17 protein-coding genes and 2 tRNA genes are annotated in these 14,218 nt (G+C 61.8%); 8 read left to right on the top strand and 11 right to left on the bottom strand.

Annotated features, from left to right (window positions below):
* Nucleotides 1-87: 87 nt before the first annotated feature.
* Nucleotides 88-171, bottom strand: a tRNA-Leu gene (locus ABIT12_RS16760).
* A 77-nt stretch (nt 172-248) separates the two neighbouring features.
* Between ABIT12_RS16760 and ABIT12_RS16755 the strand changes: the two genes are divergently transcribed.
* On the top strand, nt 249-461 hold the full coding sequence (locus ABIT12_RS16755; RefSeq protein ID WP_348041935.1) for a hypothetical protein: 213 nt from the start codon (nt 249-251) through the stop codon (nt 459-461).
* 9 nt (nt 462-470) lie between these two features.
* On the opposite strand, the gene ABIT12_RS16750 is transcribed toward ABIT12_RS16755, so the two are convergent.
* Nucleotides 471-1,085 (bottom strand): hypothetical protein, encoded by a 615-nt coding sequence (locus ABIT12_RS16750; protein ID WP_348041934.1) that lies wholly within the window; start codon nt 1,083-1,085, stop codon nt 471-473.
* A 295-nt stretch (nt 1,086-1,380) separates the two neighbouring features.
* Between ABIT12_RS16750 and ABIT12_RS16745 the strand changes: the two genes are divergently transcribed.
* Nucleotides 1,381-2,733: an MATE family efflux transporter gene (locus tag ABIT12_RS16745; RefSeq protein WP_348041933.1), complete on the top strand. Its 1,353-nt coding sequence runs from the start codon at nt 1,381-1,383 to the stop codon at nt 2,731-2,733.
* Nucleotides 2,734-2,764: 31 nt separating this feature from the next.
* Here ABIT12_RS16745 and ABIT12_RS16740 read toward each other — a convergent pair whose 3' ends face one another.
* The gene (locus ABIT12_RS16740) at nt 2,765-3,178 is read right to left on the bottom strand and encodes a helix-turn-helix domain-containing protein (RefSeq protein WP_348041932.1); all 414 of its coding nucleotides are present in this window, start codon (nt 3,176-3,178) and stop codon (nt 2,765-2,767) included.
* 103 nt (nt 3,179-3,281) lie between these two features.
* Between ABIT12_RS16740 and ABIT12_RS16735 the strand changes: the two genes are divergently transcribed.
* Nucleotides 3,282-3,701 (top strand): DoxX family protein, encoded by a 420-nt coding sequence (locus ABIT12_RS16735; RefSeq protein ID WP_348041931.1) that lies wholly within the window; start codon nt 3,282-3,284, stop codon nt 3,699-3,701.
* A 96-nt stretch (nt 3,702-3,797) separates the two neighbouring features.
* Nucleotides 3,798-6,260 (top strand): glycoside hydrolase family 3 C-terminal domain-containing protein, encoded by a 2,463-nt coding sequence (locus ABIT12_RS16730; RefSeq protein WP_348041930.1) that lies wholly within the window; start codon nt 3,798-3,800, stop codon nt 6,258-6,260.
* Nucleotide 6,261: 1 nt separating this feature from the next.
* Here ABIT12_RS16730 and ABIT12_RS16725 read toward each other — a convergent pair whose 3' ends face one another.
* Together ABIT12_RS16725 and ABIT12_RS16720 are read right to left on the bottom strand one after the other, a co-directional pair.
* On the bottom strand, nt 6,262-6,576 hold the full coding sequence (locus ABIT12_RS16725) for a DJ-1/PfpI family protein (RefSeq protein WP_348041929.1): 315 nt from the start codon (nt 6,574-6,576) through the stop codon (nt 6,262-6,264).
* Nucleotides 6,573-6,830 (bottom strand): DJ-1/PfpI family protein, encoded by a 258-nt coding sequence (locus tag ABIT12_RS16720; protein WP_348041928.1) that lies wholly within the window; start codon nt 6,828-6,830, stop codon nt 6,573-6,575. Before ABIT12_RS16720 ends, ABIT12_RS16725 begins: the two co-directional genes overlap by 4 nt.
* Nucleotides 6,831-6,995: 165 nt before the next feature.
* Between ABIT12_RS16720 and ABIT12_RS16715 the strand changes: the two genes are divergently transcribed.
* A complete protein-coding gene (locus tag ABIT12_RS16715) occupies nt 6,996-8,165 on the top strand; it encodes a D-alanyl-D-alanine carboxypeptidase family protein (RefSeq protein ID WP_348041927.1) in 1,170 nt (389 codons plus the stop codon).
* 4 nt (nt 8,166-8,169) lie between these two features.
* Here ABIT12_RS16715 and ABIT12_RS16710 read toward each other — a convergent pair whose 3' ends face one another.
* The 4 genes from ABIT12_RS16710 to ABIT12_RS16695 all read right to left on the bottom strand — a co-directional run bounded on the left by ABIT12_RS16710 (nt 8,170) and on the right by ABIT12_RS16695 (nt 10,581).
* Nucleotides 8,170-8,397 carry a sulfurtransferase TusA family protein gene (locus tag ABIT12_RS16710; RefSeq protein WP_348041926.1) on the bottom strand — a complete coding sequence of 76 codons (228 nt, stop codon included), beginning with the start codon at nt 8,395-8,397 and terminating at the stop codon, nt 8,170-8,172.
* Entirely contained in the window at nt 8,387-8,878 is a 492-nt protein-coding gene (locus tag ABIT12_RS16705) for a CAP domain-containing protein (protein WP_348041925.1), read from the bottom strand. The genes ABIT12_RS16710 and ABIT12_RS16705 overlap by 11 nt, the downstream gene beginning before the upstream one ends.
* Nucleotides 8,879-9,075: 197 nt before the next feature.
* A complete protein-coding gene (locus ABIT12_RS16700) occupies nt 9,076-9,480 on the bottom strand; it encodes a hypothetical protein (protein ID WP_348041924.1) in 405 nt (134 codons plus the stop codon).
* Nucleotides 9,481-9,591: 111 nt separating this feature from the next.
* Entirely contained in the window at nt 9,592-10,581 is a 990-nt protein-coding gene (locus ABIT12_RS16695; RefSeq protein ID WP_348041923.1) for a substrate-binding domain-containing protein, read from the bottom strand.
* A gap of 432 nt (nt 10,582-11,013) precedes the next feature.
* Between ABIT12_RS16695 and ABIT12_RS16690 the strand changes: the two genes are divergently transcribed.
* From ABIT12_RS16690 to ABIT12_RS16680, 3 genes are all read left to right on the top strand, one after another.
* Nucleotides 11,014-11,832, top strand: a complete 819-nt coding sequence (locus tag ABIT12_RS16690) for an ATP-binding cassette domain-containing protein (protein WP_407065640.1) — start codon at nt 11,014-11,016, stop codon at nt 11,830-11,832.
* Nucleotides 11,833-11,841: 9 nt separating this feature from the next.
* Nucleotides 11,842-12,855 (top strand): ABC transporter permease, encoded by a 1,014-nt coding sequence (locus ABIT12_RS16685; protein WP_348041921.1) that lies wholly within the window; start codon nt 11,842-11,844, stop codon nt 12,853-12,855.
* A 149-nt stretch (nt 12,856-13,004) separates the two neighbouring features.
* Complete coding sequence (locus tag ABIT12_RS16680; RefSeq protein WP_348041920.1) at nt 13,005-13,442, top strand: VOC family protein; 438 nt, start codon at nt 13,005-13,007, stop codon at nt 13,440-13,442.
* A gap of 39 nt (nt 13,443-13,481) precedes the next feature.
* Here ABIT12_RS16680 and ABIT12_RS16675 read toward each other — a convergent pair.
* Nucleotides 13,482-13,558 (bottom strand) — tRNA-Arg (locus ABIT12_RS16675).
* A 67-nt stretch (nt 13,559-13,625) separates the two neighbouring features.
* Nucleotides 13,626-13,943, bottom strand: coding sequence for a hypothetical protein (locus tag ABIT12_RS16670; protein ID WP_348041919.1), 318 nt, complete (start codon nt 13,941-13,943; stop codon nt 13,626-13,628).
* Nucleotides 13,944-14,218: the final 275 nt, after the last annotated feature.

The following is a 14,218-nucleotide window of genomic DNA, read 5'->3' as shown; positions in this document are numbered from 1 at the left end:
GGTTGATGAGCGTTGCGCTTATGCCAAACCGGTTGGCGTGAATACGCCCTCTGGATCACAGAAGGGGATACATGTGCTCGGGACGAGTGGTGCCCCCCGCCAGACTCGAACTGGCACGAGTTTCCCCGCCTGATTTTGAGTCAGGTGCGTCTACCGTTCCGCCAGGGGGGCACTGGAAAACTGCATACCTTACGTTCGGGGCGACCTCAAGCTATACCGAGAGCGGTTTTTCAACTTTGGTGCTCGTCATGGCTGCCGTCAGCAATATCGTGTTCATTCTTTACATCGCCCTGTCGGGTGGTCCGTTGCAGCAAGTGGGCAAGTATCCATCGCTCGACGATTGCAAGACTGCCGTTTCAATGACCGAAATGATGGCCACGAAAAACACCGAGCAGCCGGGCGAATGGGGCCCTGCCAAGCTCATCGCGGTGTGCGTTCCGGCAGGCCTCGATGCGAACTAGGGCGCGCGCCTAATATGGCCCCCGGAAATTGCCGACGATCGGCCCGCCATGCAGGGGGTCTTCGGCATAGGGTTGCCCGTCCGGATCGAAATGCTGCCAGCCTTCGTCTTCATAGAGGCGACGGCGCTGCTCGATATCGGCCCGGTTGGATTGGTTGAAGATGTCCTCAACCCGGCGCACCTGGCTGTCTTCGGCGCGCACTGAAACCACATTGCCGCCGCGCCGCACGCCTTCGGCAAACACATGGGCGTCGTGCTCGTGTACACCGGAATTGGTCAGCAGGCCAACGATGCCACCGGTCGCGCCGCCCAGGGCGGCGCCGGCCACCGCGCCAACGGCGGCAGAGAGCAGCCAGCCCGCAGCGACGACCGGGCCAAGCCCGGGAATGACGAAAGCGCCAAGCCCGGCCAGCAGGCCGCTGGCGCCGCCAACCACTGCGCCGATCCCGGCGCCGGCCGCGGCCTCTTCGGCGGCGGCGGTTTCGGGATCCCCTGCGCCAACTGCATCGTCCAGGGTGCTGACCACCAAGGAGATGGCGTCGGCGGGGATTTCGGCAGCCTCAAGCGCCCGCACGGCGCGGGCGGCATCTTCGTAGTCATCGAACAGGGCGGTCAGGGTTTTCATGTGATCCTCCAGCCAGCGTGGCAAGGCTTGGAGGGAAACGGTTGAGGCCGCGTCGCGTTCCGTCGGGCGCCCAGTAGCGTGCGGCCCAGCAGGACGGTGAACACGCTACCTGTTGACGCGCTTGGGACACAGTCGTAGAGACCGCGCCGTGCCATTGTTTTGCCTCTCGCGCCCGTCCAGCCAGCATCTGTCTTTGAGGTGTGAATAGGTCCCTGTAGCGCTTCGCTGAATTCCAGCGCGCTGCCTTCGGGGCCTGCGACGACACGCCTGTGCTGCAATCCTGTGGAGAGTTCTCATGAACGCCGTATCCAAACCGCTCTGGCAGCGGTTCCTGACGTTTCTGGTGCCGCTGATGGCGGCCAATATCCTGCAATCGCTGTCGGGTACCATCAATAATATCTATGTCGGCCAAATGCTTGGGGTGGAGGCGCTTGCCGCCGTCTCGGTGTTCTTTCCGATCATGATCTTCCTGATCTCGTTCATCATCGGCCTGTCGTCTGGCGCAACGGTTTTGATCGGGCAGGCCTATGGCGCGCGCAATATCGACAAGGTCAAGGAAGTGGCGGGCACGACACTGACCACCACATTCCTGATGGGCCTGCTCGTTTCGGTGATCGGGGTGTTCTTCACCACGCCGATCATGCAATTGCTCGGCGCTCCGCCCAATATCCTGGCCGAAGCCACGACCTATTCGCGCATTCTGCTGATCGGCATGCCGGCGCTGTTCCTGTTCATCATCGCCACCTCGATCCTGCGCGGCGTGGGCGATACGGTGACGCCGCTGATCTCGCTGGTGATGTCGATCCTGGTCGGGCTGGTGGTGACGCCGGCCTTGATCCAGGGGTGGTTGGGCCTGCCGCGCATCGGCATCAATGCGGCAGCCGTGGCCACCATGGCCGGGTTTGCGGCGGTGCTGGCGTTCCTGTTCCTCTATATGCGGGCGCGCAAACTGCCGCTGGCGCCGGATCGGGTGCTGCTGGGCTATCTGCGGATCAACCCGCAGATATTGGGGTTGATCCTCAAGCTGGGCGTCCCCGCCGGGGTGCAGATGGTGGTCAGCTCGATCGCCGCCATCGTTATCGTCGGCATCGTCAATCGCTTTGGCTCTGACGCCACCGCGGCCTATGGCGCGCTCAACCAGGTGATGACCTATGTGCAGTTCCCGGCGATGTCGATTGCCATCGCCACCTCGATCTTCGGGGCGCAGGCGATCGGGGCCGGGCAGATCAACCAGTTGGGGGCGATCACCCGCACCGGGCTGATCATGAACCTGCTTGTCACCGGCACGCTGATCATCATCGCCTATGTGTTCTCCGAACATCTGGTGGCGCTGTTCATCACTGAACCCAAGGTGATCGCCATCACCCAGGGCCTGCTGCATATCGTGTTGTGGTCGATCGTGCTGTTCGGCGCCCAGGCGATTTTGGCCGGCATCATGCGGGCCAGTGGCACGGTGCTGGTGCCGATGCTGATTTCGCTGGGCACCATTCTGCTGGTGGAAACGCCGCTGGCGATCTGGCTGAGCACTCTTTACGGGCTGAACGGAATCTGGATGGGTTACGCCACCTCGTTCACCACCATGCTGGTGTTGCAGGCGCTGTATTACTGGTTCTTCTGGCGCAAGAAGACCATCAAGGCGCTGATCTAGCGGAAAGGGCGGCTTAGGCTGCCCTTTTCATTCAGCCACGGGCATAGGCGATCTTGCGCGGCTCGGTCGGCACGGTAACGTCGCGGCTGTCATAGACCGAGCGGGCGTCGACGATGGCGCCGTGATGTTCGGCCGACCAGTCCCACAGGCCGGCAATCGGGCCCTGCAGGGTCTTGCCCAGTTCGGTCAGGCTGTATTCAACGCGCGGCGGCACTTCGGGATAGATGGTGCGAGTGACCAGGCCATCGCGTTCCAGATTGCGCAAGGTTAGCGTCAGCATGCGCTGCGAAACGCCGTTGATCAGGCGCTTGAGTTCATTGAAGCGCAGCGTGCCCATGCGGCCCAGCATGCCCACCACCATGACGCTCCACTTGTCGCCGATCCGGTTCAGCACGTCGGACATGGCGGAGCAGTTCGAGGACTTGCTGGTATCGGTCAGTGACATTTCTGTGCCTTCTTGCCTGTGTTCCCTGGTCACTCATATAACCTCAGTTACTGCTTGTGCCTAGGGGGCGATTGTCGCGCCCGGCCAAACCGGGGTAATGACGATGACTGACGCGACAACCGGTACCACCAGCCGCAATGGGTGGACGATTGGGCTGTGGGTGGCCCAGATTATTCTAGCCCTGTTCTTTGGCAGCGCTGCGATCATGAAGCTGACGACGCCGATTGCCGCGCTTGGCCAGCAGATGGCCTGGGTCAATTCCAGCCCGGCTTGGTTGATTACCTTTATCGGCATCATGGAAATTCTGGGCGCGCTCGGCATGATCCTGCCGTCGCTCACCCGCATCCTGCCCTCGCTGACGCCACTCGCCGCCGCCGGCTTCTCGATCATTCAGATCCTGGCGATGGGGGTTCACATTTCGCTGGGCGAATATGCCACGCTGCCGATCAACGTGATCGCCCTGGCTCTGGCCTTGTTCGTGGCTTGGGGGCGCTTCAGGAAAGCGCCGATCAGCCCGCATTGAACGCTGCGTTCGCGATAAGACCCAAGATAAGATGATTGACAGCCGCCCGATGGGCGGCTGTTTTGTCTGAAACGATAAAAACCGGGCGGAGACAGCATGGACCAGCAGCGGATCGAAGAGCTTGTCGATGCGATGACGCTGGAGGAGCAGGTCAGCCTGCTCTCCGGCCAGGATTTCTGGTCGGTTCCGGCCATTGCCAGGCTCGGTATCGGCACATTGCGGGTCACCGACGGCCCCAATGGCGCACGCGGCGGCGGCTCGCTGATCGGCGGCGTCAAGTCGGCCAGCTTTCCGGTCGGCATTGCGCTGGGCGCCACCTGGAACACCGAACTGGTGGGTGAAATCGGCGCCGCTCTGGCCGCAGAGGTCAAATCCAAGAACGCCCACATGCTGTTGGCCCCCACGGTCAATATCCACCGCTCGGTGACCAATGGGCGCAATTTCGAATGCTATTCGGAAGACCCGCTGCTCACCGCAGAACTGTCCTCGGCCTATATCGTGGGCCTTCAAGGTCAGGGGATCGGCGCCACCATCAAGCACTATGCCGGCAACGAATCCGAGATCGAGCGCACCACGATGTCGTCGGAAATCGACGAGCGGGCGCTGCGCGAGATTTACCTGATCCCGTTCGAATCGGCGGTAAAGAAAGCCCATACCTGGGGTGTGATGAGTTCCTACAACAGGCTCAACGGCACCTATACGTCCGAGCATAACTGGCTGCTGAGCACGGTGTTGCGCAATGAGTGGGGCTATGACGGCATCGTCATGTCGGACTGGTTCGGCTCCCATTCCACCGCCGAAACCGTCAATGCCGGTCTTGACTTGGAAATGCCCGGTCCGCCGCGCGATCGTGGCGACAAGCTGGTGGCAGCGGTCAAGCATGGCTCGGTTACCGCCGCGACGATTCGCGAACGCGCACTCAACATGGTGCGGGTGATGAGCCGCGTCGGCTCGCTCGATGACCATCGCCCCTTCGAGGAACGGGCCGATGTGCGTCCCGAACACGCGGCTCTGATCCGTCGTGCCGGTGCGGAAGCGGCGGTGCTGCTCAAGAATGACGGGCTGCTGCCGCTGCGTGATCTGCATGGCAAGATCGCGGTGATCGGGCCCAACGCCAAAACCGCCCAGATCATGGGTGGCGGTTCGGCCCAGCTCAATGCGCATTATCGCGTTACGCCCTATGAGGGCCTTGCCGCTGCGGTGGGCGAACACCACCTGACCTATGCGCCCGGCTGCGGCAATGACCGCTTCGAGCCGCTGCTCACCGGCGGCTTCAAAGTCGACTATTTCACCGCAGAAGATCTGTCGGGCGAGCCGGTCCATTCCGAAATGCAGGACGAGGCCCAGGCGTTCTGGATTGGGCATGTCGGCGGCGGCAAGGTCGATGCCATGCACTTTTCCGCCCGGTTGACCGGCCCCTATACCGCCGAGCGCAACGGGCTTTATCGCGTCGGCATCTATAGCGCCGGCTTCGCGCGCGTGCTGATCGACGGGCGCAATGTTGCTGATGCCTGGACCAGCTGGACCAAGGGGCGGACGTTTTTCGAGGAAGGGTGCGATGAGGTTATCGGCACCATTCCGATGGAAGCGGGCCGCAGCTATGCGGTGACCATCGAGTTCGCCACCAAGACCTTTGCCACGCTGGGGCTTGCCGCCTTCCGCGCCGGTATCGGGCTGCCTTTGGGCGATGCGGCAATGCTGGAGGCCGCCGAAACGGCAGCGCAGGCCGAAACCGCGATCGTGTTCGTCGGCCGCAATGGCGAATGGGATACCGAGGGCAGCGATCTGCAAGGCATCGCGCTGCCCGGCCGGCAGAACGAACTGGTTGCCGCCGTTGCCGCCGCCAATCCGCGCACTATCGTCGTGCTGCAAACCGGCGGGCCGGTGGAAATGCCCTGGCTCAATCAGGTCGCCGGCGTCATCGAAGCCTGGTATCCGGGCCAGGAATTGGGCAATGCCATTGCCGATGTGCTGACCGGCGTTGCCGAACCCGGCGGTCGCCTGCCGCAGAGTTTTCCGGCCCGCTGGGAGGACAACCCGACCCAGAGCCAGGATGCCGCGGTCTATCCGGGCCATGAGGGCAAGGTGCGCTATGAGGAAGGCGTGTTTGTCGGCTATCGCCACTACGACAAGCTGGGCATCACGCCGCTGTTTCCGTTCGGTTTCGGGCTCGGCTACACCAGTTTTGCGCTGAGCGACCTGGTGGTGGATGACACGGCGTTTGAAGCGGACGGGTCGGTGGCGGTTTCGGTCACCCTGACCAATACCGGCGCGCGGGCAGGCTCTGCCGTGGTTCAGCTTTACGTCACCGATGATGTGGCCTCGCTTGAACGTCCGGCCAAGGAGCTGAAGGCCTTCGCCAAGGCGATGCTGGCCCCCGGCGAAAGCCGCGTGGTGCAGCTTCGCCTCGATGCGCGCGCCTTCGCGTTTTACAGCGTGCCGTCCAAGCATTGGCTGGTGGAAGCGGGCAGCTTCAAGCTGCGCGTCGGCCTCAGTTCGGACGATTTGCCGCTGGTGGCGCAAGTGAGCCGCGCCACCACGCTGATGCTGCCGGTTTAGCCTAAGTCGCCCTGTGCTCTGCGGCGTGCAGCCCCAGATAAAAGTCGAGATTGGCATCACGCAGGCCGAGCGCCTCCATGATCTTGACCATGAAGCTCACCGGTACGGTGCCGGGGGCGCTGATGATATTGCCGTCGCTGATGGCGGTCGGTTGGTTCTGATACAGCGCTGCGCCCTGATAGCCGGTCTTGGGCAGATTTTCGGGATCGTTGCTGGTGTGCTTGAGATGGTCGAGCACCCCGGATCGCGCCAGCGCCAGAGTGCCATCGCAAATCCCGCCGACCGGCTTGCCGGTCGCATGGACGCGCTGGATCAACTCTGACAGGTCGGGCGCATCCGGCAGCGACCAGGCACTGCCCCACAGATCACCAGCGCATCGATGTCATCGGGATTGATGTCGCCGATCGCCAGATCAGCGACCACATGCATGCCGCCCGAGGACGTCACCGGAGCGCCGCCGGGCGAGGCAAAGCGCGTCTCCACGCCATAATAACTGCGCGCCACGGCATTGAGCAGGGCGGTTTCCCAATCGGCAAAACCTGGGGTGAGGATGGTGATGATCGTGGTCATGGCTGGCTCCTGCGCTCTGATAGCGTGGCTTAACGCGCGGAGACGCCAGAAGGTGTCAGCAGCGGGTCAGTTCAAAACCCTGTCAGCATCCAGAGGCCGCATTGAGATCAGCGTGAGCCGCTGTTAAGAGAGGGTCCGCTTTCCCCGCTTCGGAGCCGTTTCCCCGTGCAGTTTGCCCGCCGCCTTGTTCTGATCGTCCTGGCCATGCTGGGTCTTGCCATGGGCCAGGCCCGCGCCAATCCGATGTTGCTGGTCGATATGGATTCGCTGCAGGTGCTGTACGCGCAGGATGCCGGCGCGCCATGGCATCCGGCCTCGCTGACCAAGCTGATGACCGCCTATGTTACCTTCGAGGCGATTGCTGCCGGCAAGGTGACGCTGGATACGCCGGTAGTGCTGTCGCAGAACGCCATCAATCAGGCGCCGGCCAAGTCAGGCCTGCCCAAGGACAGCGCGATGAGTCTCAAGGACGCGCTCTATATCATGCTGGTCAAATCGGCCAATGACGTGGCCATCGCCGTAGCCGAAACCGTTGGTGGTTCGGAAGACCAGTTCGTTGTGATGATGAATGAAACTGCCGCCCGCATGGGGTTGACGGCCAGCCATTTCGTCGATCCGAACGGGCTGCACGCCGCCGGGCAGGAAATGAGTGCCCGGGACCTGGCAGTGCTGTCGCTTTATATCCGCCAGAACTTTCCGCAATATGACGCGATGTTCAGCACCGATATGGTGCAGGTCGACAAGTTCAGCCTTGAGTCCAACAATGCGCTGCTGACCAGCTTTGCCGGCACCACTGGCATGAAGACCGGCTTCATCTGCGCTTCGGGCCTTAATATGGTGGTCACCGTCGAGCGCAACGGGCACCGGCTGCTGGCAGTGGTGTTGGGCGGTTCATCGGCACGTGACCGTAATGAGCGGACCGCCGAACTGGTGCTGCGGGGCCTCAATGGCGAGTTGAACGGCACCGCGCAGAATATTCTGTCGGTCACCAACAATATCGGCACGCCCGCCGTCGACATGCGCCAGCTGATCTGCGGCAAGGGCGCCGCCGCCTATGTCAAAGCCCAGGAAGCCGCGTTCCCGATGGGGATGAAGGGCCAGCCGAGCTATCTCAATGATGATGTGGCGCCGCGGGTCTATCAGGCGACAAATCTGGGACGCGTGCGGCCCAATATCGATTTGCCACGGCCACGGCCGATGCATGTCGCGGTGTTTCCGGTCGCGGTTGCCGAGCCAGTGATTGCTGGCCTTGATGCGACGCTGCGCCCCGGTCTGCCGGTTGCGGGCGGGTCGGCCATTCCGTTTCCGCGCCCCAGGCCGTCATTCCTGAACTGAGCCGTCAGCCCTTGAGGATATGAAACGCTGTCGCGTCGCCGTGCGCTTCGATGCGGATGGCGTGGCCGTTCTGGCGGCAGAACAGCGGAATATCGATTTTGGCCATCGGATCGGTAGCCAACACGGTCAGCTGGGCGCCCGGCGCCAGTTGCGCCAGCCGCTTCTCCATTTTCAGCACCGGCAGCGGGCATTTCAGCCCGCGTGCATCGATGATGTCGGGCTCATTGCCCAAGAACGAGCACCCAATAGACCCCAAAATTGGAATTGGGGTTGAAGGCAGTGGCGATACCGGCCTTGGCCGCTGGCTGGGTCAACCCGGCCGCATCGGCTGGGCTGTTGCGCCAGCCGGAGAAGGTTTCGGCAAAGCTGGCATAGCCGGCGCTGAGCTTCATGCCCGCCAAACCCTGCGGGGTCTTGGGCGGAATGCCGGTCGAGGCATATTGATTGACCAGCGCCTGCGCGGTGCCATCGAGCCCGGTATCGGGGGCCAGCTGGGCAATACCCTGGGTGGCGCGATAGGCGTTGATCATGGCGATGGCCTGCACCCGATCAAGGCTGGCATTGGGCTGGTCCATGCGGGCGCTGAGGCCCGTCGACAGCGGAATGGTTGGTCCGGCGCTGCTGCAGGCGGCCAGAGCCAGCCCGATCGAGGCGACGGCAGCCAACGCCAGCAGGCGCGTCGCGGCCGGTTTGGAAAGCGGCAAAACGGTCATGGTCTGGTCCTTGTGCAAATGCTGGGATGGGGCGCCGAGGGGCACCGTCCGCTGTCGAGGTACAGGGCCAGGTCTCAAGATTTCCTGAATCCCGGCGTCTTTGGCCGGGCGGCCCTGATCACGGATTGGTGCAGTCGCACAGGACTAAGGCGCTGGCGTGACCTGTCCGTCGCCTCCGCTCCGGTGCAGATATTGGTCTAGGCAACAGCCTGCGGCGGCTGTACCCGAAGATAGCTCATGGGCGTGTGCCGGCTGCTGAGTTCCGGGCCTTCCGGCTGCCCGGGATCATAGAAAACGCTGTTGTCGGCGTCATACAGCACAAAGTGGTCCGGCTCGACATGAACGATGGCCACGCCGTCTATGTCATCCCAGCGCGTTGCGCTGCGGATTGCATCGGCACGCCAACCCAATTGGCTGAGCACGCCCTGGAGCTCTTTCCAGGTGGTGTAGTGGTTTTTCTGCGCGCCCCAATCGATCATGCTGGCAATCTGATCATACGGTTTACCGGTCAGCATCTGCAGCACGAAAATGCCACAACCGTCGTCCCGAGGGCGTTGCGTGACAAACTCAAAACGCATGTTCTGGGGCGCATTCTGGGTCATTCTGCGAACTCCGCTCATCCGTTCTGAAAGCTGTACGCATCGGGCGTCCTGAGTTCAAAACAAAACAGGCGCGCCGAAGCGCGCCTGTCGGTGCATCAGATGATGCAGAGCTTACATCTTGCAGATGCCGGGCTCTTCGATGGTGCAGAGATCCAGGCCCGTGTACTGCGGATCAGCAATGGTTTCGCCACCGATCAGCTTGATCAGGATGTCGGATGCTTCATTACCCATCTGGTAAGGACGCTGGCCGATCTGGAAATGGCTACGGCCCTCGTTGAACGCCTGGATTTGCGGTGGCAGAGTGTCACCAGCGATGATCACCAGCGACTTCGACTTCAAGCGATCCATAACCTGGTCGGTATTCTGGGCGTAAGCCTGGGGACCAAACTGGGCCCAGCCGCCAACCAGAACGAAAGCGCTCAGATCAGGGTTTGCAGTGAAGACGTCAGCCATCTGCTGGTTGGCAGTTGGGATGTCGTCGTTGGTGTAGACCGGGCAGCCAGCGGCTTCAGTCCAGCCATTGGTGGCGTCAAGCTTTTCAATGCCCTTGGTGCCGGCAATGGTATCGCGGAAGCCAGCGGCGCGTTCATTGATGTTGGCAGCAGCAACGTTACCGAGCTGCAGGCAGACGGTGCCGCCTTCTGGCTTCAGCTTCTTCAGTTCGGTGGCCATGCCAACGCCCATGTCGTAGTTGTTGGTGCCGAAGAACAGCTTGCGCAGGCCAGCATCTTCCTTGAGCAGATCAGCGTCGATGGTGATGATCGGCATGGTCGGCGCGGCGGCCTTGAGCATATTGGCCATGGCCGGAGCGTTCGATGGCGAGATGGCGATGCCAGCAACACCCTTGTTGATCAGATCCTGAACGATCTGGACTTCGCCAGCTTCGTCCGAGCTCAGAGCAGGGCCAGTGTAGAGGCATTCATATTCGCTGTCGGCGTGAGCCGTGTTCCAGTCAGCGCAACCCTGACCCATGACGGTGAAGAAGGGGTTGTCGAGGCCCTTCACGACCACTGCCAGGATTTTCTTGTCGGCTGCCTGAGCGCCGCTGGCGAGAGCTGCGAACATCGCAACGCCGGCCAGCATAAGCATAGTCTTTTTCATAGTTTTCCTCCCTATGGTGACTTCTGGTCCGCTGGGGACCCAAATTGGACAGGCACGCTCCATCAGACTTTTCGCGGTTCAACCGCAGCCTTTGATGCAGCACGCCGGTCCAATAAGACCGTATCGATTATTCCCGTCCCGTTCACCGGTTGATCCGGCCTTAAATTTTAGCTGGAGTGATGCTTTGCGGTACGTACCGCAAAATCCGAAAGGCTAAATGTGCGCAAAGCAAAAAGCGCTACCCGCCACCAATGCGATTTTGAAACCCCTCCGTGCATAATATTACTAATCGAACCGGCAGCACGTCAACGGTAGAAAACGCATTCTCTGCTCGAATGTTGATGGAGGCATAAAATTGCCTGCATTGACGCCCCGACACGATGCACCCTATACATTTGCGACTAATAATGACGTGGGGAAACACCCGCGACTATGGGTGGAGGGCATGCCGCCATGGCGGTTTTAGAACTAGCAGGAATTTCTAAACAGTATGGCGCGATCACCGCGCTCACCGATATTTCGTTAACGCTGCAAGCGGGCGAAGTTGTTGGTCTAGTTGGCGATAATGGCGCCGGTAAGACCACCCTGGTCAAGATCATCGCCGGCAACTTTCATCCCACCGAGGGGCAGATCAAGCTCAATGGTGAAGTGGTGCAGTTGCATGGTCCCAAGGACGCGCGCTCCAAGGGCATCGAAATCGTCTATCAGGATCTGGCGCTGGCCGACAATCTGACGGCGGCGGCCAACATCTTCCTCGGTCGGGAATTGACCTTGGTGGCCAAGACCCCCGCCGAGGCGGAATTGCCCTGGTACAAGCGCCGCAAGTGGTGGCAGTGGCCGCTGCCGGAAATTCTGGATTATCGCGCCATGTACAAACGGTCCGGCGAATTGTTCGCCGAACTCAAATCGGAAACCCGGCCGCGCGATCTGGTCAAGCGCATGTCCGGCGGGCAACGCCAGGCCGTTGCCATTGCGCGCACCCGCCTGTCCAATCCGCGCATCGTGCTGATGGACGAGCCGACCGCCGCGATCAGCGTGCGGCAGGTGGCCGAAGTGCTCAACCTGATCCGCCGCCTGCGCGAGCAGGGCATGGCGATCATCCTGATCAGCCACCGTATCCCCGACGTTTTCGCCGTTTGTGACCGGCTTGTCGTGCTGCGGCGCGGCACCAAGGTTGCCGACAAGCGTGTAGCCGACAGTTCGCCCGAGGAAGTCACCGGGCTGATCACTGGCGCCATCGAGCGAGCATAGAGAGACGCCATGACCGACGCTTCCCTGCAAAAAGCCATCAACCAGCAGACCCACACGACCTTTGGCAGCTGGCTGGTCAGCCGCCAGATCTTCTGGGTGCTGCTGGCCGCCATTCTGGCGGTCCTCGCCATGTCGCTGCTGACCAAGACCTTTGCGACGCCCAACAACCTGTTCAACGTCACCCGCAACTTTGCCTTCGTGGCCATCGTGGCCATCGGCATGACCGCAGTGATCATTACCGGCGGTATCGACCTGTCCGTCGGCTCTACCGTTTTGATTTCGGCCATGACCACCACGGTGATCATGCATGCCGGGCTGCCGATCACGCTGGCCATTCCCGGCTCCATCGCTGCCTCATTGCTGGTGGGGGCGATCAACGGAACGCTCATCGCCATAGCGGGCATGCCGCCCTTTGTGGTGACGCTGGGCATGATGTCGATTGCCCGCTCGATCGGCATGGTGATGTCCAACAATGCGCTGATCTACGAATTCGGACCGGACCAGAAAATCCTGTTTGCGCTCGGTGGCGGTTCGGTGCCGCTGTTCGGCCTGCCGATCCCCAATCCGGTGATCGTCATGATCGTTCTGGGCATGTTCACCGCCTTTGCGCTGCGCTGGACGCGCTGGGGCCGGCATCTGTTCGCCATCGGCGGCAATGAACGCGCCGCGATCCTGACCGGCGTGCCGGTCAAGGCGGTCAAGATTTCGGTCTATATGTTCGTCGCCCTCTGCGCCGGCATTACCGGGTTCCTCGAAGCGGGCTGGCTGGGCTCGGTCACTACCGGCCTCGGCTCGGGCATGGAACTGACGGTGATTGCCGCCACCGTTATCGGCGGCGCCAATCTTGCCGGTGGCAGCGGTACGGCGCTCGGCGCCATCGTCGGCGCCGCCCTGATCGAAATCATCCGCAACAGCCTGACCCTTCTGGGCATCAGCACCTTCTGGCAAGGCACGTTCGTCGGCGGATTTATCATCCTGGCCGTGGCGTTCGACCGGTTGCGGAATACTGATATCGGGGACTGAGGCCGGCGATCGGGCCCAATCTTGAGGGTGCGCTCATGGCGCGCCCTTTTTCTTTGCCCGACGCGATGCTGTTCCGGCGCGCAGACACCAGGGTGCGCTGTCGGGCGACATCCTCTAATCTGGCGACGGCACTTTGGAGATCGGAACCCATGGCACTCAAGCGGATGGACAATGTCGGAATCGTCGTCGAAGACCTGGGGGGCGCCATCGCGTTCTTTGCCGAACTCGGCCTGACGCTCGAAGGACGGGCTACCGTCGAAGGAGAATGGGCGGGACGGGTCACTGGCCTACGCAATCAGCAAGTCGAGATCGCCATGATGAGCACCCCGGATGGTCACAGCCGGCTCGAACTCTCCCGCTTCCTGACACCGCCGGTCGTCGCCGATCACCGGACCGCGCCGGTCAACGCCCTGGGATACCTCCGCGTTATGTTCGCCGTGGACGATCTCGACGACACGCTGGAACGGCTGCGCCCGCACGGCGCACAACTCGTCGGCGAATTGGTCGATTATCAGGGCATATACCGGCTGTGCTATATCCGCGGCCCTGAAGGACTGCTGATTGGCCTCGCCCAGGAAGTCACCTGAGCGCGCCCTGGACAAGAGACGACCGACATGTCGGGAAAGTGGTGACCCCGGCGGGATTCGAACCCACGACCCCCGGATTAGGAATCCGGTGCTCTATCCAGCTGAGCTACGGGACCACGCGGGCGCACCTTAGGCAAAGCGGTGGGGCGAATAAAGCCCTTTCCCGCGCCGTGCGCCAATCGCCTAATTGGTGATGACGACGTCGCGGCGAGCGCAGGTATTGAGCGTGGCGTCGGTCTGGCTCTGGTCGAACATGCGCACATAGATATGGACGACGCCGCACGGTGCAGTCAGCGTCAGGTTGACATGGCCGCCGGCTTCGATGCCTTGCGCCAAAGTGCCGATAGTGGTCGGCGACAGCGTGCCGGCGATCACCGGATAGGCATTGAAGCCGATCACCGGCTGGCTCGACTGGTTCTGGATACGCAGCACCACCTCCTCGGCGGCGACAGAGGCCGTGGCGGCAAGCAGGGCAAGGATGGCGAGGGCAGGGCGGATCATTGTGACGCTCGATTGGGAGAAGACCGCACGCTAGCTGATCCCTGGTCAATGCGGCAAGCCGGCGTGCTTGATGCCGGCATTATTGAGTGGCGTTGCAGCCGCTTTGCAACAAAGAGGGGGCAATCGGCTCTGCTGCCCTCCCCCTCGAGGGGGACTGTTCACTTTGGACTCAGTTTGAGATTTCGGTTGAAGAACAGGGCAAGTGTCACGTCGAGCATCTGAAGTGTTTTGGAGGCGCGTTTGGATCGGCGGGTGAACCGGGCCAGGTTGTCTCT

Source organism: Devosia sp. (assembly GCF_039927955.1).
GTDB lineage: Bacteria > Pseudomonadota > Alphaproteobacteria > Rhizobiales > Devosiaceae > Devosia.
This window is presented reverse-complemented; position numbering and strand designations above follow the sequence as displayed.